This is a genomic window from Streptomyces sp. A5-4 (assembly GCF_051131715.1).
Classification (GTDB): Bacteria; Actinomycetota; Actinomycetes; order Streptomycetales; family Streptomycetaceae; genus Streptomyces.
On sequence record NZ_CP178591.1, the window covers coordinates 225,613 to 246,535 of the forward strand.

Genomic DNA, 20,923 nt, shown 5'->3' on the forward strand with positions numbered 1-20,923 from the left:
CGGGCAAAGTGGAGAATCCACCCCTGCCGGAGCGCGCCGTCGTTCCGGTTACGGAGAGATGTGAACGGTGACGCACAAGGCTCGTTCGGTCGCGTCGGCCACAGTAGGGACTTCCCCCTGAGCCGTCCATGCTTTGTCATTCAAGTGTGGAAAGTGGCGGAGCCGCTCCTGAAGGCCGCTACGGCCCCAACGGGGTTCTGCCATCGAGAGGTTGGACAGCCGAGAAGCCCCCGAGGTACCGGTGAGCCCCGCAGTTCGAGCGGCAGCCGGGCCCGGTCCGCGCCATCAACTCGCCCGATGCCGACCGGATTTGTCCGACGCCGCCTGGGCTTCCACTCGGGGCGTCTTTGTCTCGTCACTAGAGAAAGTTGCGGCCCAGTGCGTCAAAAGACTTTCTGGTCGGCGAAAAAGCCATTACCTTCCTGACCTGTACCGGACAACAAGGACCGAGTGCCCCTCCCCTCCCTCCCTCGGGGCACCCGTCTCCCCCGGCGCGACGGCGCGCGCCTGTGCCTCAGACCCCCACCCCGTCACCACACGGAGGATGCGCGTGCACAGGAGACTCACCCGACCCCTCGCAGCGCTCGCCTGCACCTTGCTCGCCGCCGCGGGCGCCCTCACCGTCCAGCAGAAGCCGGCCGAAGCCGCACCGGCGGCCGACGAGTTCCAGCAGGTCACTCTCGCCAAGGGGGTGGCCGAGACCGGCGAGCCGATGACGCTCGCCGTCCTGCCCGACAGGTCCGTCCTGCACACCGCCAGGGACGGCACCCTGCGCCTCACCGACGCTGCCGGCACCACCAAGGTCGCCGGCAAGCTCGACGTCTACTCGCATGACGAAGAGGGTCTCCAGGGCGTCGGCGTGGACCCGGGCTTCACCACCAACCGCTTCGTCTACCTGTACTACGCCCCGAAGCTGTCGACCCCCGCGGGCGATGCCCCGGCGAACGGCTCGGCAGCCGACTTCACACCGTTCGACGGCGTCAACCGGCTCTCACGGTTCGTTCTCAAGGCCGATGGGACGCTGGACAGCGCCTCCGAGAAGAAGGTCCTCGACGTCCCCGCCAGCCGCGGTCTCTGCTGTCATGTCGGCGGCGACATCGACTTCGACGCCCAGGGCAACCTGTACCTCTCCACGGGCGACGACAGCAATCCCTTCGCCTCCGACGGATACAGCCCCCTCGACGAGCGGCCGACCCGCAACCCCGCCTACGACGCCCAGCGTTCGGCGGGAAACACCAACGACCTGCGCGGCAAGGTGCTGCGCATCAAGGTCAACGCCGACGGCGGCTACTCCGTCCCGTCCGGCAATCTGTTCGCGCCGGGAACAGCGAAGACGAGGCCCGAGATCTACGCCATGGGCTTCCGCAACCCCTTCCGCATGTCCGTCGACAAGCCCACCGGCACCGTCTACCTCGGTGACTACGGCCCCGACGCGGGCACCGCCAACGCGGGCCGGGGACCGGCCGGGCAGGTCGAGTTCAACCGGATCACCAAGGCCGGCAACTACGGCTGGCCCTACTGCACCGGCAAGAACAGTGCCTACGTCGACTACAACTTCGCCACCTCGACATCCGGCGCCGCCTTCTCCTGCGCCGCCCCCAAGAACACCTCGCCGAACAACACCGGCCTCACCGACCTGCCCGCGGCCCAGCCCGCCTGGATCCCGTATGACGGCGGCTCGGTCCCGGAGTTCGGCAGCGGCTCGGAGTCGCCCATGGGCGGGCCCGTCTACCGCTACGACGCGGCGTCGACTTCCACGGTCAAGTTCCCCGAGAGCTTCGACGGTGACTTCTTCGCAGGCGAGTTCGGTCGCAAATGGATCAAGCGGATCGAGCAGGGCGGCGACGGGACCGTGCAGTCGATCAACGCCTTCCCCTGGCAGGGCACCCAGATCATGGACATGGTCTTCGGCCCGGACGGCGCGCTGTATGTCCTCGACTACGGCACCGGCTACTTCAACGGTGACGCCAACAGCGCGGTGTACCGCATCGAGAACGTCAGCGGCGGCGGGCGCTCCCCACTGGCCAAGGCAGCCGCCGACCGCACGTCGGGCAAGGCCCCGCTCACGGTGCAGTTCTCCTCGGCCGGCACCACCGATCCCGACGGCGATCCGCTCACGTACGCGTGGAAGTTCGGTGACGGCGCCACCTCGACGGCTGCCGGACCCTCGCACACCTACACGGCCAACGGCCGCTACACCGCGGAACTCACCGTCTTCGACGGTACGGGAAGAACCGCGACCGCCTCTGTCACGGTGACCGTCGGCAACACCGCACCCACCGTCACCCTCGACCTGCCCGTCGACGGTTCGATCATCGATCCGGGCGCCGCCGTCCCCTTCAAGGTGACCGTCACCGATCCCGAGGACGGCGCGATCGACTGCTCGAAGGTCAAGATCACGTTCATCGTCGGCCATGACAGCCACGGCCATCCGCAGACCTCCGGCACCGGCTGCTCGGGCACCCTGCAGACCATCGCCGACGGCGAGCACGACCCCAACGCGAACATCTTCGGCGTCTGGGACGCCGAGTACACCGACAAGGGTGCGAACGGACAGGCCGCCCTGACCACCCACGACCAGCACATCAGCCAGTCCAGTCAGCGCCAGGCCGAACACTACGGCGGTTCCTCCGGTGTCCAGGTCGTCGACCACGCCACCGCGCATGGGGGCAAGACGGTCGGTCACATCGAGAACGGCGACTGGATCTCGTTCAAGCCCTACGCTCTCGCCAACGCCACGAAGCTGACCGCCCGCGTCGCCTCCGCCGGAGTGGGAGGCACGTTGGAAGTGCGGGCCGGCTCCCCCACCGGCACGCTGCTCGGTTCGACGGCCGTCCCGGTCACCGGTGGCTGGGAAACCTTCCAGAACGTGTCGGCGAACCTCACCAACCGCCCCGCCGGCACCACCACGCTCCACCTCGTCTTCAAGGGCGCCGGCGGCTCCCTCTTCGACATCGACGACTTCACCTTCACCACCACGGGAACCGTCGTACAGGAGCAGGAGATCAAGGGTCTCGGCGGCAAGTGCGTCGACGTCGCGAACAGCGCGAGTGCTGACGGCACGCAGATCCAGCTGTGGACCTGCAACCAGTCCGCGGCCCAGAAATGGACGATCGGCACCGACGACACCCTGCGGGCCCTGGGCAAGTGCATGGACATCAGCGGCGGCGGCACGGCCGACGGCACCAAAATACAGCTCTACAGCTGCAACAACACCGGCGCCCAAAAATGGGTACCACAGACCAACGGCACTCTGAAAAACCCCCAGTCGGGCAAATGCCTCGACGCGGCCGGCGCCTCCTCCGCCGACGGCACCAAACTCAACCTGTGGACCTGCAACACCGCCGCCAACCAGAAGTGGACTCTGTCATGAGCCGACGTCTCGGGCACCTCCTCTGCTGGGCCGCGTGCGGCCTGCTCGGTGCCGCCGCCCTGCCCACGGCCGTCTCCACGGCCGCCGAAGCGAACACAGGCGCGCCCGTGCGCAGGTCGGCGGCCGCGGACCCGGCGTACGACGTGCTGGTCTTCTCCAAGACCGCCGGCTTCCGCCACTCCTCCATCGACGAAGGCATCACGGCCCTGCGCCAACTGGGCACCGCCAACAACTTCACCGTCACCGCGACCGAGGACGCGGCCGCCTTCACCCCCGCCAACCTGGCCGGCTACGAGACCGTCGTCTTCCTCTCCACCACCGGTGACGTACTCAACACCTCGCAGCAGACCGCCTTCGAGGGGTACATCAACGGCGGCGGCGGATACGTCGGCATCCACGCGGCGGCCGACACCGAGTACGACTGGGCCTGGTACGGCGGCCTGGCCGGCGCCCTGTTCAAGTCCCACCCACAGATCCAGCCGGCCACGGTCAAGGTCGAGGACCGCGCCCACGACTCCACCGCACACCTCGCCCCGACCTGGCAGCGGACCGACGAGTGGTACGACTACCGCACCAATCCGCGCACCACCGCACACGTCCTGGCCTCACTCGACGAGTCCACCTACAGCGGTGGCACCATGGGCGGCGACCACCCGATCGTCTGGTGCAAGGACTACCAGGGCGGGCGTGCCTTCTACACCGGCGGCGGCCACACCGAGGACTCCTACACCGATGCCGCCTTCCGCCGTCATCTGCTCGGCGGCATCCGCTGGTCCGCGCGGCTGACGGAGGCCGACTGTCGTCCGGAGACCGGCTACACGCCCCTGTACGGCACTTCGGGTACCAGCGGCTGGAAGCAGGCCGGACCCGGGTCCTTCGCCGACTCCGATGCCACCCTCACCTCCCGCGGCGGCCTCGGCCTGTTCTGGTACCAGGCGAAGGAGTACAAGTCCTACTCGCTCAAACTCGACTGGCGGCAGGCCGGTGATGACAACTCCGGACTCTTCGTGGGCTTTCCCGCCTCCGACGACCCGTGGTCGGCCGTCAACAACGGCTACGAGATCCAGATCGATGCCACGGACAGTCCGGACCGCACCACCGGTGCCGTCTACGGCTACAAGTCCGCCGACCTCGCCGCCCGCGACGCGGCCCTGAATCCACCGGGAGAGTGGAACACCTACGAGGTCCTGGTCGAGGGTGAACGCCTGCAGCTCTTCCTCAACGGCCGCAGGATCAACGACTTCACCAACACCGATCCCGCCCGCAGCCTGCAACAGGGCCACATCGGCCTGCAGAACCACGGCGACGGTGACGACGTCTCGTTCCGCAACATCCGCATCAAGGAACTCGGAGGCTCGACCGGCCCCCGGGAGGGCGCCGTCAAGGGTCTCGGCGGCAAGTGCGTCGACGTCGCGAACAGCGCGAGTGCTGACGGCACGCAGATCCAGCTGTGGACCTGCAACCAGTCCGCGGCCCAGAAATGGACGATCGGCACCGACGACACCCTGCGGGCCCTGGGCAAGTGCATGGACATCAGCGGCGGCGGCACGGCCGACGGCACCAAAATACAGCTCTACAGCTGCAACAACACCGGCGCCCAAAAATGGGTACCGCAGACCAACGGCACCCTGAAAAACCCCCAGTCGGGCAAATGCCTCGACGCGGCCGGCGCCTCCTCCACCGACGGCACCAAACTCAACCTGTGGACCTGCAACACCGCCGCCAACCAGAAGTGGGTTCTCCCCGGCTGAGCGACCCTTGTGACTCCGTCGGCACCGCGGGAGGCGGTTCCGACGGAATCGGCCGCGGTACCGGGCCGATGACGGCGGCGGGGCACAACGCCGAAGCGCCCCGCCGCCGTTACGTACACCGGGCTGAGCCCACGTTCCCTCCGCAAGCCGGTGACCGCGCTTCACCGGGAAGGCGCTGAAGCGTCCCACAAGGCCGAGGGCGCCACGCACGCACCCTGATCCCAGCCAAGCCCCATACTCACTCGATGCCTTCCAGGAATGGGACGATCGCGTCGAGAAAGTGCTCGTTCCGATCACCGGCCACCATGTGCCCCGCGTCGGCCACCTCGACGCGCCGCGCCCGGGGAACCCTGGCACAGAATTGCTCGGCAATGTCCTCGCGCACCACGTCGCTGATCCCACCACGGACGAGCAGGATCGGCACGTCGGCGTGGCACGCGGCGTCGAGGAGACGCTCCGCCATGCCGGGTGGGTCCATCCGGCCCTCGAAGCTGTCCAGCATCCGGGGGTCCCAGTGCCAGACCCAGCGATCGCCCTGGCGTCGCAGGTTGTTCCGTATCCCCTCGGGGTTGCGCGGACGTGGGCGATGGGGCAGGTGGGCGGAGACCGCCGCGGCTGCTTCCCCCACGCTGGCGAATCCGTCCGGCTCTCGGCGCATGAACTCGACGATCCGGTGGAACCCGCGCGGATCAGGTCGATGGGCGACGTCGATGAGCACCAGAGCGCGAATCGCCGCCTCGGGCGCCTCTCCGGCGGCGAGCAGCGAACTCAGGCCTCCGAGCGAGGCACCGACGAGTACCGGCCGGTTGCCGAGTTCGCCGACGAGCGCCCGGACGTCCTCGGCGAACTGGTCGAGGTCGTAGTTACCGTCGGCCGACCATTCGCTGGTGCCGTGCCCGCGCAGGTCCGGAGCGACGACCTGCCACCCCAGCGCGGCAAGTCGAGGCCCCGTCCGATCCCAGGCGTGTCGTGTCTGGCCGCCGCCGTGCAGCAGTACAAGAGGTGGCGAGGTCGCCTCGCCCCACACGTCCGCCGTGAGCAGGGTCCCGTCGCGACCCGCGAAGGTCCGGGGCCGTGGCTCTGCGCGCGCGGTCATGTCGCGCCTCGGGTTCGCAGTGGCGCAAGCAACTGGTCGCGGTGCGGATCCGCGGCCGCTGCGGCGAGTGCGACGTCCAGCGCGAACAGAGCACGCGCGAGGAACTGATCGCCGTCGATCAGCGCGGCGACCCACTGGTGCAGTGCGCCCACGCATGAGGTGGCGACAGCGGCGGCCAACGCGTCAGTGTGGATGTCTGCGCGTAGGAGGCCTTGTGTCTGGGCATCCGCCATCGCCCGGCGGAGCTGGGTGAGCGGACTGTGGTCGAGTACGAGGCCACTCTGCTCCCACTCACGCACCGTGCGACGCGAGACGATCGGGTCGTCCACGAACAGCTGAACAGTCGATTTGACGACCTCGCGCGGGTCGTTGGCTCCCACCGCTGCCAGGCGGCGTCGGAGTTCGTCCATGAATGCGGCGGCGAGCGCCTCCCAGATTTTGTCGCGCGGTCCGATCAGGTTGTACACGGTGGCCGGGGCGACCTCCGCCCGCTCGGCGATCCGCTCAGTAGTGATCACAGACTCCGGGCTGTCGCGCAGGAGTTCGCGCGTCGCGTCGAGAATCCGGAGCCGCCGCTGGGCCTTGTGCTGCTCGCGTAGCCCGCCTTCGGCCGTCTGCATTCGCGCACACCCCTTCGCTGAACTTGGAGAGTACTCTAAATTTAGAGGCGTCTCTGAATATGGTCAAGCGCCTCGAATCTTGCCTGGGAGGTGGCGGGCAGTCCCGACTCGCTGCGCGCCTGGGCGCTCGCGTGGGACCGCGGGGACGGTAGCGCCCGTCTCTTCCGGCCCGAACTGCTCGAAGACCCGGCCACTTTTGTGCTCGTCGGGCATTCCCCCAACGGCTGGGTGGTGGCAGGTGCGGTGGCGAGCCGTAGGGAACACGGAGTCGAGCGCGGAGAGGACCTGGCGGCCGCCGTCCGCCACGGCTTCGAATCGGTCGGCCCTCTCCGAGTTTGGCGGCACGGCTGAACCGGACCCCAAGATCACCCGAACTGCCGTTCGCGGGCACCCTACCCGTGAGCAGGGTGACCGTTCGGGCGGGGAACCACCTGACGCCCAAGCGGTGCGAGAAGGAGGTCCTGCCGCGCGAGGCTCCAGGACGTGGTGTCCGGCGTTCAGCGGACCGGCCGAACCGCCCACCCCCAGAACCCCCGCATGGGCTGCCGGCACATCCACCAGAAATCGCCATCCCGGCGCTTTCGGTGTTTCACCGTGCGGCGGCGACCTGATCACGAGGACAATCGCGTCATGCCTGCCACCACCGTCCTTCCGGACCAAGACGACCTCACCCGCCGACTGACCGCCGTGGATGATGACCCGCACAGGGTCGACAAGCTCTACCCGAAGGTCGTAGCCAGGGCCGGGACGCGGATGACGGGGCCCGGTTTCGTCATGGCGCTACAGCTCGCCTTCGCGGAATACATCAAGGAGATGCCGCCCGTCATCGCCTACGCGCTCGGCAAGGAGCTGGGCACCTACGTCCGTGCCGTCATCGACGATCCCGGCGCACGACGCGAGGCACTGGACGCCCTCGGCGACCTGGAATCGTCGGCGTAGTCACCAGCACTTGGGCGTTCTGACGTGCGCGACCGCCGTGAGGCCTTCGCCTCGACGGGCCGCGCCGGCCTCCCCGCGGTCAGCGATGACGCGCGGGGAGGCGTTGGCGACAACGGCGCCGGGCAGAAAACACGAAGGGTTCCGCCAGCAGCCTCAACACAGCCTGGAATTGCTGCCGTTCGGAGCTCGTTGCCGACGACACCTTGAGCGGCCCGGCGCGTGCGCGCTCCGGTATGTGGGCGGCACTCAGGTGCCCCAGCCGCCCCCGACCGCCCTGCTCGAAAGGTACGAGTCGCGCAACGCCTTCCGCAGGCCGGGCACGACACCGTCGTAATGCGCGGCGAGCGCGTCGAGCGCCTGCTTGTGCGCGCGTCGCTCTCTGCCGGTGAATACGCTGGTCACCTCGACTTCGGCCGCGAACACCGCCATGGTCACCTCGTCCATCGGGATCGCCGCCGGATCGGGGGCGCGGAGTACGGCGTTGCGTACCCTCGCCTGCAGGGCGAGCACCTGCTGCGGGTCGCTGACGGTGACGCGGTCGGAAGCGAGCATTCCCAGTCGCTTCTCGCGTTGGACAGTGATGTCACCCGTCGCGGCCAACTGTTCGCAGACGGGCTTTTCGGCCGTGTGGGCCTTGTTGTGCAGGAACTTGAGCCAGATTTTGGGCGTGTCGGGCAGATCGCGCCACACTTCGGCGAGGAAGGGGTCGCCCGGCGGCTCGGCTGCGCGGCGTGCGACCTTCCCGCCTTCGGAGCTGAGCAGTCCCGCGAGGACCAGCTCGGTCAGCGCCGCGGCGCGCAGCAGCTGTCCGCGGCCTTGCAGATTGGTGAGTGCGAACTTGCCTTTGCCCACGGTGCAGCAGAGCAGGTACAGCCGCTGTGGCAGTGTCGGTTGCATCTCTCGACCTCCGGGATAGCGGTGGTGACGGCGCCTGTATGCCAGTACGACGGCGTACGGTGTGGCGTCGTACTGCCAGGGCGGTACGACGGCCCCACGGTTGGCGCGGTCAGGCACGTGCGGTGGGCGGGGGCCCTGCCTGTGCCTTCAGTCGCTTGCCCGAGCGCCGGGCCGGGCTGCCCACAGGACCACCAGGAAGGCCAGTGCGAGCAGCGGGTAGCCCATCGCGATTTTCGCGACGGCCAGCCAGCCGGTGGAGTTCTCCTCGTACAGCCACTGCTGTACGAGGAACCTCGCCACGAAAACTCCCGTGAGGGCGAGGGTGGCGAGGTCGTAGTAGCGCCGCGAAGGCTTGTCCTTGAGCCAGGTGGTTCCGGTGCCGTTGATCGCGCCCCAGACGATTCCGGCCAATGGGCGGCGTATGAGGGGGGTGAAGGTGACGCCGACCAGGGTGGCGTAGCCGCCGTAGGAGCCGCCGAAGATCGCGACACGGTCCGGGTCCGCGTACCCCTCGTCGACGGCCCAGTCGACGGCGTCGATGAGGTCGTCGTGCATCTTCCCGGCCAGCTCCCCGATACCGGCCTTGAGGAAGGTCTTGCCGTATCCGGTCGAGCCTCGAAAGTTGACCTGAAGCACCGCGTAGCCGCGGTTGGCGAGCAGTTGGGCGGTGGGGTCGAAATGCCAGCTGTCGCGGTGCCAGGGGCCCGTGGACCAGCAGGACCGTCGGCAGCCCGGCCGGCTCCGCGCCCACGGGCAGCGTCAGGTAGGAGGGAAGCGCCAGCCCGTCGCGCGAGGTGATGGTCACCGACGTCATCGGGCGAGAGCTTCGGGATCCAGGTGCGGGTAGGGCCGGAAGAGCAGGCGGCTCTTGCCCGTGGAGTGGTCGTAGGAGTAGGTGGCCCCGGGGTCACGGTCGTGGGTGAAGGTGACGACCCAGTGCTGCCCGCTCTCGTCGGACGACGCGGCGCCCAGGTCCCCGTCCGACAGTTGCTCCAGATTCGCCAGTACCGCGGCGAAGTGCGGGTCGAGAGCATGGATCACCTGCCGCTCGCCGAGGTAGCGCACCCCGAGCAGCCCTCCGGTGCGCCGGTCGAGGATGAGGGCCGACGGCAATGTGGGGAAAACTGAGGAACGGGTGTCGAGGTCGAGGTCCGGGTGGCTGTCGACCTCGGTCTCCTCGCCGGTGGCCAGGTCGAGGCGGGCCAGACGGGTGTGGTCGCTGTCCCGGTTGGAACCGATCCACACACCGGTGCCGTCCGTGGTGAGCTGGAACGGGTTGATGCCCAACGGGTAGTCACTGCCGTCGAACTTGGCGACCGGGCGGCGTTCTCCCGTCGCGCTGTCCCACTGCACCAGTTCTATGGCGCCGTCGGACCTCCAGACTTGGGCGTACATGTCCCCGTTGGGTGTGTACATCAATCCGGCGACCTGGCCTCGGTTCTGCGCCAGCATCTTCAGCTCACCGGTGGCGATGTCGGCTTCGTAGAGGTCGAACTCGACCGGGTTCCTGTGGTTCAGATGCAGGAGCGCCTTGCCCGGGCGGGAGACCATCATTTCGAAACCCACGGCGGTGGCCCCGGCGAAGGGAGTGAGGTCGACCGCCTCGGCCTCCGGGTTCTCCAGGTCGACCCGGCAGACGTGCCAGTTCTCGTCGCCGTCGCCGTCCTGCTCATACAGCAGCCACCGCGGATCGTCCGTCCAGTGGTATACGTGCACACTGCGGTTGTCGTCGGCCGTGACGCAACGCGCCTGCTCCGTCGAACCGATGCCCTCTACCCATACGTTGAGCCGCTCGCGCCACGGTGCCAGATAGGCGATCCGGGTGCCGTCGGGTGAGATCGATGCGCCGATGCGGACGGGCGAGGCGAAGAGCTCCTCAACGGCGAGGTGCGGAACCTTGTACGGAACGGTGGACATGGGGGTGCCCCTTTACGTTCGTCGCAGTTCTGCCGGAGCGCTCCTCGCGGCGATGCCCTCAGGTGACGGGGTCGCCGACGACTCCGCTGGTGGCCGTACGGATCGCGTGGGCATACCGCCGGGCGAGGGCCTTCACGTCGGTGAACTCGGTGAGGTCGGCGCCGGCGAGGAAGGCGGCGCCGATGTGTTCCTCCAGCACCCGTACGGCCGAAGCGGCGGTCGCGCCGTGCAGCCGTACCTCAAGGTCGTCCGCCGGACGGTCGAGGCGACCACCGACGATGCCGCACATCTGGCGCTCGGCCTGATCGCACGCCATCAGCCACGCCGTACGGAGCGCGGGCTCGGTGTCGGCGAGCCGGATCATCTTCATCGCGAGCATTTCGTCGGCCAGATCGACCGGTGGCGGCCCATGTCGGAGCTTGACCAGCTCCGTGGCCAGGTGATCTTCGAGGGAACTCAGCCGGGGCCAGCTGCTCAGCACCATCATCAAGGTGACGACGCCCTGCATGACGATCGGCTCTGCGCAGCTCTCCTTGCTGCGGAAGTGCCGCCAGATGGTCCGCGTCGAGAGACCGACGGCCTCGGCGATCTGGTCACCACTGGTGGCGGCTACACCCTGGTCCCAGAACAGGCGCGCCGCCTCCCGGGAGATCTCCAACCGCAGCCGCGCGCGCCGCTGCTCGCTCATGCCCCCCGCGCTGTGCTTCGTCGTCGTCATGGCGCCTCGCCACCCTTCCCTCCGTGCGTCCTCAAACGACAGCATGTCACTAAGTGACATGTAGCAAGAACGGAGGATCGCGGCGCCTCAGCGCAGGGACGGCCCAGAGCCGCCTGAATTGCTCGCCCAGAGTGGGGATTTCGCGGCTGTGAGGCCGGATGCGGCGATGGACGACCTCATACACGGCTCGAAGCGCATCGTGACCTGACTGCAGCAGGGCCGACGCACTCGTGCTCTGGCCCCGAGCCGCACACTCTGCCTCCGAAGAGGCCGTTCAGCGCTCCCGGACGCCATGGCGTGCGCGTTTCCATGCGCACCTCGTGCGATGGCGCGAAAGCCGCGGCGGCGTCCCACGCATGGCGCCCCGATCCGGTCGGGCGGCTTCGTCCTGCTACTTGTTCGGGTCCCGGAAGCGGCCGAACGCCTTCGTGAGGGCGCTCAGCGGCGAGCCGTCCGGCTTGACCGACCCGGGCGCACCGGCGCCACCGGTCGTCTCGGCCAGCGCGGCGTGCGCCGCCTCGGTAGCCTCCCGGTACAGGTCACGGGAGTTCGTCATGACATCGAGCGCCTCGGCGTACTTGGTGACCATGGCTTTGGCGTGGACCAGCTCCTCATCCGGGGTGAGCAGGTGCCAGCCCTGGCGCAGCCGCGTCAGGGCCCGTTCGGCGTCGGGCGTCAACGGCCTCGCCAGCGCCGCGAACTCCTTGATCCTGTCGAGGAGTTCGGTCGGTTCGGAGCCGTCCAGGAAGACACTGCGCACGGTGAAACGCTCCGCGTCGTACCCCGGATTTTGCGGCGTCGTGGGCAGGACGACGGCGCCGCCGCGCGGTATCCGCACGCCCAGCTCCCGCTTCATCGCGAAGTCGGCGACCTGTGCCTGCTCCGGCGTGCCCCGGTGCTCGATCACCCGGTGCCGCAGGCTCGGCGGCAAGAACGCCGAGATCGGCTGCTGCCCCATCACGTCCGGCGTCATCGCCTCATGCACCACGACGTGGATGAACCAGCTCTGCCGGGTGCAGTCCCGCAGCCGGTGGCGCAGCTCGCCGTCCTCCTTCGGGAGGTGATTCGTCGTCCGCTGGCGCACGCCGGGGACCGTGTCGTGGTCCCAGGCGACCTGCTCGCTGTCGGGCCAGAACATGGTGGCGGGCGAGGGCCAGTGCACGTCCCACGCGCGCTCCGCCTCGGCGGCGAGGACCCAGATGACGCCTTCGCCTTCCTTGCGGCGGGCCTCGGGGTCGTACGTGGTCAGCTGCGCGCGCACGGTGACGTCGTCGGCCACGCGCCAACGGGCCTCGAAGAGGCGGCGGGCCGACGGGCCGGGGGCAGCGGACCCCTCCCGCGGGTACAAGGCGGTGGAACGGGCCGACTCGACGGGGTCGAGGTCCAGGAAATCGTCGAGCACCCCGGCCGCCTTGAGGGCGATCAGGTTGCGTCGGACGTCCCGCTCGGGGTCGGGCCCGAGGTGGCGCCCGCGCCCCAGCCACGCGGTGTCGGGGGTGGTGGGTGAGGAGGTGCTGTTCTTGGCCATGGATTCGTTCCGTGGGTGATCGGGGCCTGACCAGTATGGCCCGTGGTCCTGTCGGGGGAAGCAGTGCCCCTTGCGCCCGGCTCCACCACGCTCGACGGGCATCCCGGTGCACCACCCTGCGGGGGCGCCGTGACGTGTCGCGCCCGCGCGGCGAAGCCGCACCGGCCCCGCGCCCCGCTTCGGAGCGCGGGGAACCATCCCGGAGATTTCCCCGGGAGCGCTCAGCGGCCAGGACCAACGGCCCGGGTCCCGTTCGGACGAGTCCAGCGGTCGGGCCACCGGCACGTGCGGTCGGAAGTCAGGCGCGGCAGCGCAGCATCTGCAGTGGCGGATTGGCGAGGAAGTCCGCCCAGAAGTCCGCACCGAACTTGCGTATGCCGTCGTCGGACACCGTCAGCGGTACCCAGGCCACGTCGCGGAACCCGGCCGCCCGCAGACACTTTTCGTAGACCTCGCGGCGTGGGCAGGTGGTGACGAACTCGATCGGCCCGACCGGCTGGTCGAGCAGCGCGGTGATCCGCACGCGCGGTCCGGTCTCCGCCTCCTCGCCGGTCAGCTCGGAGAGAAAGCCGTACTTGCCAAGGGACGGCCCGTCGAAGCGGTAGTCGGGTGTCTGGGCGAGCACGAAGAACTCGGCGCCGGGCGCCAGGCTCCGGGACACGTTGCGGCACATCCGCTCCATGGCGGCGACGTCCTGCGCGTAGTTGAGCAGCTGGACGGCCAAGGCGATGTCGAAGCGCCGCCCGAGAGGCTTCAGTTCGGACGCGTCACCCACCTCGTAGCGCACACCCAGCGGATCGCGCTCCTCCAACTCCTCGGCTGCGGCGACCATTTCACCGGAGATGTCGACTCCGAGCACCTCGGTGGCGCCGCGCCGCCTGAACTCCCTGCTGTAGAAGCCGGTGCCGGAGGCCAGGTCGAGGACCGACTTGCCGCGCACGTCCCCGACCATGGCCAGGAAGCTGGGTACCTCCGCATAGTGCGCCAGCGGCAGGGCCTTGAAGCCTTCGAATGCCCCACCGATCTCGTCGTACTTCTGCCTGCTCACAGTGCTTTCATCCCCCACACCTCGTCATGCCCTAGGCCGCGGGCCGCCCATGTCCCCCGGACGCTCCGCAGCTTCTGGCGGGCAGTCTCCCGTACCCAGGCAGGCCGTCGTACTAGGCAGAAGCCACGAAGATGCGGACATCGGTCCGGCTTTTGTGTACGAGCGGGCTTACGGGTTCGCCTTCCCCACGCGCGCCCAGCTCAAGGCCTCGACGCCGCACGCGCACCGGCGGCGCCCGGGGCGCCCTCCGTGGGGCACCCGGACGCCGCCCGGGGTGGGTGACGCTCCGAGCTGTCGACGACGGCTTTCAGCCGTTGAAGGTGTCCGGGTCGAACCCGGTCCGCTCGTCACGGTTCAGCGCGGAGATTTCACCGATGTCGGCTTCGCTGAGCTCGAAGTCGAAGAGGTCGAAGTTCTCCTCGATCCGCTTGTGCGTCACCGACTTGGGGAAGACGATGTCCCCGCGCTGGATGTGCCAGCGCAGGGTCACCTGGGCAGGCGACTTGCCCACGCGTTCCGCGATGCGGTTGATGGCCGGGTCGTCGAGCACCTTGCCCTGCGCGATGGGCGACCACGCCTCGGTGGCGATGTCGTGCTCGGCGCCGAAGGACCGGACGTCGTCCTGGGTGAGGTAGGGGTGCACCTCGACCTGATTGACCGCGGGCACCACCACGCTGCTGTCCATCAGCCGGCGCAGGTGGTGGGGCTGGAAGTTGGAGACCCCGATGGCCTTGGCACGTCCGGAGCGGTAGACCTCCTCCAGCGCCTTCCAGGTCTCCACGAAGTCACCCTTGCCGGGCAGCGGCCAGTGGATGAGGAAGAGGTCCAGGTGGTCGAGGCCGAGGTCCCCCAGGGTCCGGTCGAACGCCCGGAGGGCGTCGTCGTACGCATGGGCGCCGTTGTCGAGCTTGCTGGTCACAAAGACGTCGGCGCGATCGAGACCGGAGTCCCGGACCGCCTGGCCGACCTCCTTCTCGTTGCCGTACATCTGCGCCGTGTCGATGTGCCGGTAGCCGGCCTTCAGCGCGGCCAGCGTCGTCTCCCGGGTCTCCTCCGGCGGGATCTGGAACGTGCCGAAGCCGAGCTGCGGGATCTGCACGCCGTTGTTGAGAGTGATGGCGGGTACTGCGGTCACGGTGGCTCCTGGTGTTGCCGGTTTCGAGGACAGAGGGTTGTGCGTACGGGCTGCTCCCCGCTCATCTCTGCCGCAAAACATACGTATGGGAAGATTTCGTCCCGTATGGGCGTGGGGGACGTGGCCGGATCGGTCAGCCTGCGATGCCGCGCAGCTTCGCGTCGGGCGGCAGGATCCGGACCAGCTTGCGGTTCACGAACTCCTGCATCCCGAGCTTCGAGAGCTCCCGCCCGTAGCCGGAGCGCTTGATGCCGCCGAACGGCAGGTCGGGCTGGGTCGAGGTCGGGTGGTTCACCCAGACCATGCCGGTCTCCACGCGCTCCGCCACCCGGCGGCCCCGCTCCACGTCCGCGCAGAACACCGATCCGCCGAGTCCGTACTGGCTGTCGTTGGCGAGAGCGACGGCCTCGTCCTCGTCGGCCACCCGGTAGATCACCGCGGCCGGCCCGAAGAGCTCCTCGGCGTAGGCGCGCATCCCGGGCTTGACGCCGGTGATGATCGTCGGTTCGACGAAGGCGCCCGGACGGTCGATCCGGTGGCCGCCGGTGACCAGTTCCGCGCCCTGGTCCACCGTCTCGCGGATCTGGTCGGCCAGGTCGGAGGCCGCCTGCTCCGAGGAGAGTGGCCCCAGGGTGGTCGCCTCGTCCGCGGGGTCGCCCGGTCGCAGCGCCTGGAACTCGCGGCGCATTCCGTCCACGAAGTCGTCGTAGACGTCCTCCAGCACGATGAACCGCTTCGAGGCCACGCAGCTCTGGCCGGTGTTCGCCATCCGGCCCGCCACGGCGGCCCCGATGGTGCGCTCCAGCCCCTCACGATCGAGGACGATGAAGACGTCGCTGCCACCGAGCTCCAGCAGGCTGGGCTTCATGTTCCGCCCGGCGCGCTCGGCCACCTGGGCGCCTGCTCGCTCGCTGCCGGTCAGGGAGGCTCCGCGGACGACCGGGCTGTCGATGATGCGGGAGATCTCCTCGTGGCTCACGAACAGGTTCGTGTAGACACCCTCGGGGGCCTCGGCGTCGCGGAACAGCTCCTCCAGGGCGAGTGCGGACTGCGGGCAGATGCCGGCGTGTTTGACCAGCACGGTGTTGCCCAGCACCAGATTGGGACCCGCGAAGCGGACCACCTGGTAGAGCGGGAAGTTCCATGGCATGACGCCCAACAGGACACCGAGGGGCTCGCTGACGAGGTACGCCTCACCCTCCTCGACGTCGAGCGGCTCGGCGGCGGCGAAGTCCGGCCCGTGCTGTGCGTAGTACTCCAGAATCGACGCGGCGAGCTCCACTTCTCCGCGCGCTTCGGAGATGAGCTTCCCCATTTCCAGGGTGATGATCTGGGCCAGCTGCTCTTTCCGTTCTTTCATCAGGTCGGCCGCACGCCCGACGACGGCGGCGCGCTCCGCGATCGGTCGCTTCCGCCATGCGTCGAACGCACGGCCCGCTGTTTCAAGCCTGGAATCGACTTCCTCGCCCTCGATGACCGGGAACTTCGCGAGGGCCTGTCCGCTGTACGGGTTCACGGTCGCAAACGAGCTCTTGCGCTGGTCCGACATGCAATCTCCTGAACGACGAGGAAGGACACGGGGCGGACCATCACGTTCCGCCCTCCTCTCGGGGTACCCGACATCACCATGCGCAAACAGCTCATATATCCCAAAAAGGGTCACGTGTTCCCATGCGAGGCGCGGTCCGAGAGAGTGCGGGCGCCGTTCACGACGAGCCGCCCCCTCGCTGGTTTCCGTGTGGGTGAGCGCCTTCGGGACCTGACGGCTTGCACCGCGGTAGCGCTTGGCATGGCCTCCCACGTGCTCAGCGACTGCAGCCACAAACAACGGCTGGGAGCGGCCCGATGGCGCCGCTGACCCCCTTGGCCGAGTCACCCGGCGTGCCAAGCTGCTCGGCAGCCACGGCCCTCTCGGGCGGGGTCAGAGCTGGCCGGCTGGGATGTCAGTGGTGGCTGCCAGGATGAAGCGCATGACGATCAAAGTTGTAATCCGGCATGACGTGAGTGAGCGGTGTATCGAGCAGGCGCTGACCGACGTCCAGCGGCGGACCAGGCGCCGCTGGCACACGCTGCAGTACGACTGCTACTCCGATGCGGAGTTGCAGGCGATGCGTGACGATCTCCTCGATCACGTCGCCGCCTGCACGGTGGCGGACCCCCGACTCAGCACCACCTCGTCGCGCATCGTCCTGCGCACTGCGACGGAGTGCGCCCTGGGATTCTTGGACCTTGGCTGCTATCCCGAGGGCGACCAAGAGATCGTCTTTCCGCTCGTCGACGAAAGGATCAGCAGCGAGGACAAGGACTTCGGGGCCGTTGTGGAGCATGCATCCACCGCGAGGGACTGGCTGGACGCCTTCGCGTTGTGCGTGATCAGTGGCATGGTGTGGGAACGGGATCGTGTGATCGGGCTGCTGCTGCGTGACCACGCATCCACGATCGGCGAAGGGGCGCCGTACTCGAAGCTGGCATCAGAGTCGGATCCGGCGGAACTGGCGGAGATGTACTCCCTCTCCTGCTACCTGACCAAGGAAAATGGGCACCTGCCCCGGGACTGGCCGTCGGTGACGTTGTGCATGCCGGAGGTCGACGAGCGTCTCGATGCGGCCCTAAGCCTGAATGCTCTCGGTGCCTTGACGCCGGATCAGCAACTGCTGCGTGTGCTCCTGGAGGACGACCAGGCGGCCTTCGAACAGGCCCTGACGCGTCGTCTTGTCCAGCACCGGGAGAGCGCACCCCTTGATGCGGCGCCGCGCAGCCTGCTGCCCCAGAAGACCATCGCCCTGGCCGCACTGGCGGTGCAGGTGCACGGCTGGGACCTGCGCGTCCAGTCCGCCTATCTGCCGCAGGACCTGCTGCAAGCCCCGGAAGGCACGCCGCCGGTCAGCAAATGACAGGTCCGATCACGCACGCGCCCCGCCGGGCGGGACAGCACGGTCTCCGCTCGCGAAGTCGACAGCCACGGGTGGGGGCACCCGCCATCGGGCCGTCAGGGCGGGCGGGTCACTTGTCGGTGAGCATGCCGGCCCTCAGAGTGGCCAGGATGCACGTCAGGAGCCGGGAGGCCTGCATCTGAGACACACCGAGCCGCTCGCCGATCTGCGCCTGGGTCATTTCCTGGCCGAAGCGCATTTCAACGATGCTGCGCTGGCGTTCGGTGAGTGCGCCGAGGAGCGGGGCGAGGGCCTGGACATTTTCGACCAGCTCCATCGCCGGGTCACACCCGCCCACGGTGTCCGCATGGGTACGGCTGCTCTTGTTGCCCTGTCCGTCATCGCCGGGGGCAGTGGAGATGTCGAGGGAGCCGGCCGTGTAGCCGTTGGAGGCCAACAGCCCCTCGGCGACCTCCTGCTCGCTCAGCTCCAGGTGCTGTGCGAGCTCCGCGACCGTGCAGTTGCGGCCCAGGGCAACCGCCAGCTCTTCCCTGGCCTTGGGTAGTTGGACGCAGAGTTCCTGAATTTGGCGCGGGACGTGGACGGCCCAGGTGGCGCGGAAGAACCGCTTGATCTCCCCGACGATGCACGGGATGGCGAAGGAACTGAACTCGACTTCGCGGGACAGGTCGAACCGGTCGATGGCCTTGATCAGACCGATCGTGCCGACCTGGTTAATCTCCTCCATCTCCCTGCTGCCCCCCTTACGAAACCGGCGCGCAGCGAACCGGACCAGGGACTGGTTCATCTCGATCAGCGTGTCGCGCGCGTACTGGTACTCGTGGGTGCCTTCTTCGAAGACCTGCAGTTGGTCGAAGAAGAGCTTCGACAGCTCCCGCGCGTCCTTCGGGGCCACCTTTCCGGCTTCCTCGATCCACGGCAGCCCACCCACAAGCCGAGCGTCTCCGGGGACGGAGCTACGGCCGAAGCGGAACGTCATGCCTGCGGACTGCGTGGATCTCGTCACGTCTACACCTTGAGCTAGAAGCGGCTACCGCCCAGCCCTTTCCCCAAGAAATCACCTACATCCCCCCTATCTAGACATTTCCGTGCATTGCGCCGCGGATGGCCTTTCGACTACCCATTCGGCAGAACCGGAAGCTCGGGTGACCTGCTCGGGGCAGGCTTCCGCGTGCGGGCCGCGCGACCGCGGGACGGCCCGCACGCGTCTCTCTGACGGGCTGGTCGGTATCGGACATGTCTGTCCGATCAGTGATCACTGATGTGATGTGGAGCAGGATCGAGCCGCTGATGCCGGCCAATGCCGTCCGATCAAGTCAGCCACCGCCTGCGACGAGGCTGACTCGGTAGCCGCCCGCCCGGCGTCGACAGTCAGGTATACAAGCAGCGGAACACCGTCGAGCGTTGCAGCAACCACCTCAAACAGTGGCGCGGCCTGGCCGCACGAGCCGACAAACTCGCGATCGCCTTCCAGGCCGCACTCCGCCACCTCGCGAGCATCCTCATGTGGACCCGACGCCGACCAAAGAGACAGAACCTAGCCGGTCCGTTCGGCCAGAGCGACAATGATTCCCGAGGGGCCGCGGAGGTTGCAGAGTCGGTAGATGTTCTCGTACTGCGCCACCTCGCCGAGGAGTTCGGCGCCATGGCGGCGCAGCCGGGTGATCGTGTCGTCGATGTCGTCGACGGCGAACATGACACGGTGCAGGCCCAGAGTGTTGGGGGGCGGGTCGAGCGGTCCGGCAGTGATCGCCGCGGGGGTGTGGAACTTCGTCAGCTCCAGCTTGCCGTGACCGTCCGGGGTGCGCATCATCGCGATGGCGCTGCGGACCCCGTCGAGGCCGACCGTCCGGTCTGCCCAGATTCCCTCGATCTGCGCTTCGCCTTCCAGCTCCATGCCGAGCTCGGTGAAGAAGGCGATGGCAGCCTCCAGGTCGTCGACGACGATGCCTACGTTGTCCATCCGCTGAATCGTCACGGGGTGCTCCTTCTTTCGTCGTGCAGTCCGTTCTGGCTACTGGTACCCCTGGGACGGAGCCGGTGCCGCATTCTCGACACCCGGAAGTGTCGATGTTGTGGGTGCTCCACCTTGCCGATGACCTACGGCTCACGATCGCCTACCGGGCCGCACTCCACCTAGCGAGCATCCTCATCCGGACCCGACGCCGACCGGACAGACTGCACCTGGCGCAACACCTCGCGGAGGACCGCGACGGCCGGCGGGATCTCCGTGTCGCTGATGTTGCCGTAGCCCAGGACGATCGCGCGCTCCGCCGACCGCTTCGCGCGGTACTCGTCGAGGTCCGCCAGGCGCAGCCCGGCGGTGGCCGCGGCCCGGACCGCCGCGCGGGTGTCGGTGCCGTCCGGCAGGTGGAGCAGGATGTGCAGCCCGGCGGCGGTGCCGGCGACCCGGGCCTGCGCCAGCTGGGCGCCGAGTGTGCAAATGAGCAGGTCTCGGCGGGAGCGGAACCGGCGCCGCGCCGCACGCAGGTGGGCGTCATACCACCCGCGGTCGATGAAGGTGGCGAGAGCGAGTTGATCCAGCACCGGTGGCGCGGCGGCGACGATGTTCGCTGCCCGGTGGGCCGGGGCCATCTCAGCGGGTGCGAAGCCCAGACCGAGGGCCGGCGACAGCGTCTTGCTGACCGAGCCCAGGAGGAAGGTCCGGCTCGGATCCATCCCCTGCATGACGGCGACCGGGTTGCGGTCGTAGCGGAACTCGGCGTCGTAGTCGTCCTCGATGACGAAGCAGTGCACCTCGTGGGCCCAGCGCGCCAGTTGCGCCCGGCGCGCCGGCGACAGCACCGCACCGGTGGGGAACTGGTGCGCAGCACCGACCGCGACGGCCCGGGCTGTCGTACGCGAGAGAGCGTCGACGCGGAGACCGTCGTGGTCCACGGGCACCGGGTGCACACGCAGGCCGGCGCTCATCGCAGCGTCCCGCAGCCGAACGGGCCGCAAACGCGTCGTGCTGGCGTGGCTGGTCGGAGGAAGTTCGGCCGCTACG

At 68.4% G+C, this 20,923-nt stretch carries 17 protein-coding genes and 3 pseudogenes; 6 read left to right on the forward strand and 14 right to left on the reverse strand.

All coding sequences use genetic code 11. The features are described from left to right. The first annotated feature begins 544 nt into the window (after window positions 1-544). On the forward strand, window positions 545-3,373 hold the full coding sequence (locus ACLLJJ_RS01125; RefSeq protein ID WP_434587370.1) for a PQQ-dependent sugar dehydrogenase: 2,829 nt from the start codon (window positions 545-547) through the stop codon (window positions 3,371-3,373). After that, window positions 3,370-5,124: a ThuA domain-containing protein gene (locus ACLLJJ_RS01130; protein WP_434587371.1), complete on the forward strand. Its 1,755-nt coding sequence runs from the start codon at window positions 3,370-3,372 to the stop codon at window positions 5,122-5,124. The genes ACLLJJ_RS01125 and ACLLJJ_RS01130 overlap by 4 nt, the downstream gene beginning before the upstream one ends. 238 nt (window positions 5,125-5,362) lie before the next feature. Here the strand turns inward: ACLLJJ_RS01130 and ACLLJJ_RS01135 are convergent, their stop codons facing one another. Then, on the reverse strand, window positions 5,363-6,220 hold the full coding sequence (locus ACLLJJ_RS01135; protein ID WP_434587372.1) for an alpha/beta fold hydrolase: 858 nt from the start codon (window positions 6,218-6,220) through the stop codon (window positions 5,363-5,365). Next, complete coding sequence (locus ACLLJJ_RS01140; RefSeq protein ID WP_434587373.1) at window positions 6,217-6,840, reverse strand: TetR/AcrR family transcriptional regulator; 624 nt, start codon at window positions 6,838-6,840, stop codon at window positions 6,217-6,219. Before ACLLJJ_RS01140 ends, ACLLJJ_RS01135 begins: the two co-directional genes overlap by 4 nt. Before the next feature lie 69 nt (window positions 6,841-6,909). Here ACLLJJ_RS01140 and ACLLJJ_RS01145 point away from each other — a divergent pair. Together ACLLJJ_RS01145 and ACLLJJ_RS01150 are read left to right on the forward strand one after the other, a co-directional pair. Further along, window positions 6,910-7,191, forward strand: a pseudogene (locus ACLLJJ_RS01145) (hypothetical protein); the annotation flags it as partial. A 279-nt stretch (window positions 7,192-7,470) separates the two neighbouring features. Then, the gene (locus ACLLJJ_RS01150) at window positions 7,471-7,779 is read left to right on the forward strand and encodes a hypothetical protein (protein ID WP_434587374.1); all 309 of its coding nucleotides are present in this window, start codon (window positions 7,471-7,473) and stop codon (window positions 7,777-7,779) included. 246 nt (window positions 7,780-8,025) lie between these two features. On the opposite strand, the gene ACLLJJ_RS01155 is transcribed toward ACLLJJ_RS01150, so the two are convergent. From ACLLJJ_RS01155 to ACLLJJ_RS01195, 9 genes and pseudogenes are all read right to left on the reverse strand, one after another. Next, the gene (locus tag ACLLJJ_RS01155) at window positions 8,026-8,676 is read right to left on the reverse strand and encodes a GOLPH3/VPS74 family protein (RefSeq protein ID WP_434587375.1); all 651 of its coding nucleotides are present in this window, start codon (window positions 8,674-8,676) and stop codon (window positions 8,026-8,028) included. 147 nt (window positions 8,677-8,823) lie between these two features. Further along, a complete protein-coding gene (locus ACLLJJ_RS01160; RefSeq protein WP_434600262.1) occupies window positions 8,824-9,126 on the reverse strand; it encodes a DUF3159 domain-containing protein in 303 nt (100 codons plus the stop codon). Then, a pseudogene (locus tag ACLLJJ_RS01165) lies at window positions 9,124-9,366 on the reverse strand (prolyl oligopeptidase family serine peptidase); the annotation flags it as partial. The pseudogene ACLLJJ_RS01165 and the gene ACLLJJ_RS01160, both read right to left, overlap by 3 nt. A gap of 120 nt (window positions 9,367-9,486) precedes the next feature. Continuing rightward, on the reverse strand, window positions 9,487-10,593 hold the full coding sequence (locus ACLLJJ_RS01170; protein ID WP_434587376.1) for a hypothetical protein: 1,107 nt from the start codon (window positions 10,591-10,593) through the stop codon (window positions 9,487-9,489). 58 nt (window positions 10,594-10,651) lie between these two features. Next, entirely contained in the window at window positions 10,652-11,311 is a 660-nt protein-coding gene (locus tag ACLLJJ_RS01175; RefSeq protein WP_434587377.1) for a TetR/AcrR family transcriptional regulator, read from the reverse strand. A 391-nt stretch (window positions 11,312-11,702) separates the two neighbouring features. Next, window positions 11,703-12,839 (reverse strand): hypothetical protein, encoded by a 1,137-nt coding sequence (locus tag ACLLJJ_RS01180; protein WP_434587378.1) that lies wholly within the window; start codon window positions 12,837-12,839, stop codon window positions 11,703-11,705. Between the two features lie 298 nt (window positions 12,840-13,137). Then, window positions 13,138-13,887, reverse strand: a complete 750-nt coding sequence (locus ACLLJJ_RS01185; RefSeq protein WP_434587379.1) for a class I SAM-dependent methyltransferase — start codon at window positions 13,885-13,887, stop codon at window positions 13,138-13,140. A gap of 307 nt (window positions 13,888-14,194) precedes the next feature. After that, window positions 14,195-15,022 (reverse strand): aldo/keto reductase, encoded by an 828-nt coding sequence (locus ACLLJJ_RS01190; RefSeq protein ID WP_434587380.1) that lies wholly within the window; start codon window positions 15,020-15,022, stop codon window positions 14,195-14,197. Window positions 15,023-15,155: 133 nt separating this feature from the next. After that, entirely contained in the window at window positions 15,156-16,571 is a 1,416-nt protein-coding gene (locus ACLLJJ_RS01195) for an NAD-dependent succinate-semialdehyde dehydrogenase (protein ID WP_434587381.1), read from the reverse strand. A gap of 412 nt (window positions 16,572-16,983) precedes the next feature. Here ACLLJJ_RS01195 and ACLLJJ_RS01200 point away from each other — a divergent pair, with 412 nt between their 5' ends. Further along, window positions 16,984-17,916, forward strand: coding sequence for an immunity 49 family protein (locus tag ACLLJJ_RS01200; RefSeq protein ID WP_434587382.1), 933 nt, complete (start codon window positions 16,984-16,986; stop codon window positions 17,914-17,916). Between the two features lie 109 nt (window positions 17,917-18,025). Here ACLLJJ_RS01200 and ACLLJJ_RS01205 read toward each other — a convergent pair whose 3' ends face one another. Continuing rightward, complete coding sequence (locus ACLLJJ_RS01205) at window positions 18,026-18,895, reverse strand: SigB/SigF/SigG family RNA polymerase sigma factor (RefSeq protein WP_434600263.1); 870 nt, start codon at window positions 18,893-18,895, stop codon at window positions 18,026-18,028. Between the two features lie 318 nt (window positions 18,896-19,213). Between ACLLJJ_RS01205 and ACLLJJ_RS01210 the strand changes: the two are divergent. Next, a pseudogene (locus ACLLJJ_RS01210) lies at window positions 19,214-19,438 on the forward strand (IS5/IS1182 family transposase); the annotation flags it as partial. 15 nt (window positions 19,439-19,453) lie between these two features. Here ACLLJJ_RS01210 and ACLLJJ_RS01215 read toward each other — a convergent pair. Beyond that, window positions 19,454-19,894 carry a VOC family protein gene (locus tag ACLLJJ_RS01215; RefSeq protein ID WP_434587383.1) on the reverse strand — a complete coding sequence of 147 codons (441 nt, stop codon included), beginning with the start codon at window positions 19,892-19,894 and terminating at the stop codon, window positions 19,454-19,456. 158 nt (window positions 19,895-20,052) lie between these two features. Then, window positions 20,053-20,847 (reverse strand): PLP-dependent aminotransferase family protein, encoded by a 795-nt coding sequence (locus tag ACLLJJ_RS01220; protein ID WP_434587384.1) that lies wholly within the window; start codon window positions 20,845-20,847, stop codon window positions 20,053-20,055. Window positions 20,848-20,923 lie beyond the last annotated feature (76 nt).

Coding starts and splice junctions, on each gene's coding strand:
- ACLLJJ_RS01125 (WP_434587370.1), top strand. CDS start 545: ATGCGCGTGCACAGGAGACTCACCCGACCCCTCGCAGCGCTCGCCTGC.
- ACLLJJ_RS01130 (WP_434587371.1), top strand. CDS start 3,370: ATGAGCCGACGTCTCGGGCACCTCCTCTGCTGGGCCGCGTGCGGCCTG.
- ACLLJJ_RS01135 (WP_434587372.1), bottom strand. CDS start 6,220: ATGACCGCGCGCGCAGAGCCACGGCCCCGGACCTTCGCGGGTCGCGAC.
- ACLLJJ_RS01140 (WP_434587373.1), bottom strand. CDS start 6,840: ATGCAGACGGCCGAAGGCGGGCTACGCGAGCAGCACAAGGCCCAGCGG.
- ACLLJJ_RS01150 (WP_434587374.1), top strand. CDS start 7,471: ATGCCTGCCACCACCGTCCTTCCGGACCAAGACGACCTCACCCGCCGA.
- ACLLJJ_RS01155 (WP_434587375.1), bottom strand. CDS start 8,676: ATGCAACCGACACTGCCACAGCGGCTGTACCTGCTCTGCTGCACCGTG.
- ACLLJJ_RS01170 (WP_434587376.1), bottom strand. CDS start 10,593: ATGTCCACCGTTCCGTACAAGGTTCCGCACCTCGCCGTTGAGGAGCTC.
- ACLLJJ_RS01175 (WP_434587377.1), bottom strand. CDS start 11,311: ATGACGACGACGAAGCACAGCGCGGGGGGCATGAGCGAGCAGCGGCGC.
- ACLLJJ_RS01180 (WP_434587378.1), bottom strand. CDS start 12,839: ATGGCCAAGAACAGCACCTCCTCACCCACCACCCCCGACACCGCGTGG.
- ACLLJJ_RS01195 (WP_434587381.1), bottom strand. CDS start 16,571: ATGTCGGACCAGCGCAAGAGCTCGTTTGCGACCGTGAACCCGTACAGC.
- ACLLJJ_RS01200 (WP_434587382.1), top strand. CDS start 16,984: ATGAAGCGCATGACGATCAAAGTTGTAATCCGGCATGACGTGAGTGAG.
- ACLLJJ_RS01205 (WP_434600263.1), bottom strand. CDS start 18,895: ATGACGTTCCGCTTCGGCCGTAGCTCCGTCCCCGGAGACGCTCGGCTT.
- ACLLJJ_RS01220 (WP_434587384.1), bottom strand. CDS start 20,847: ATGAGCGCCGGCCTGCGTGTGCACCCGGTGCCCGTGGACCACGACGGT.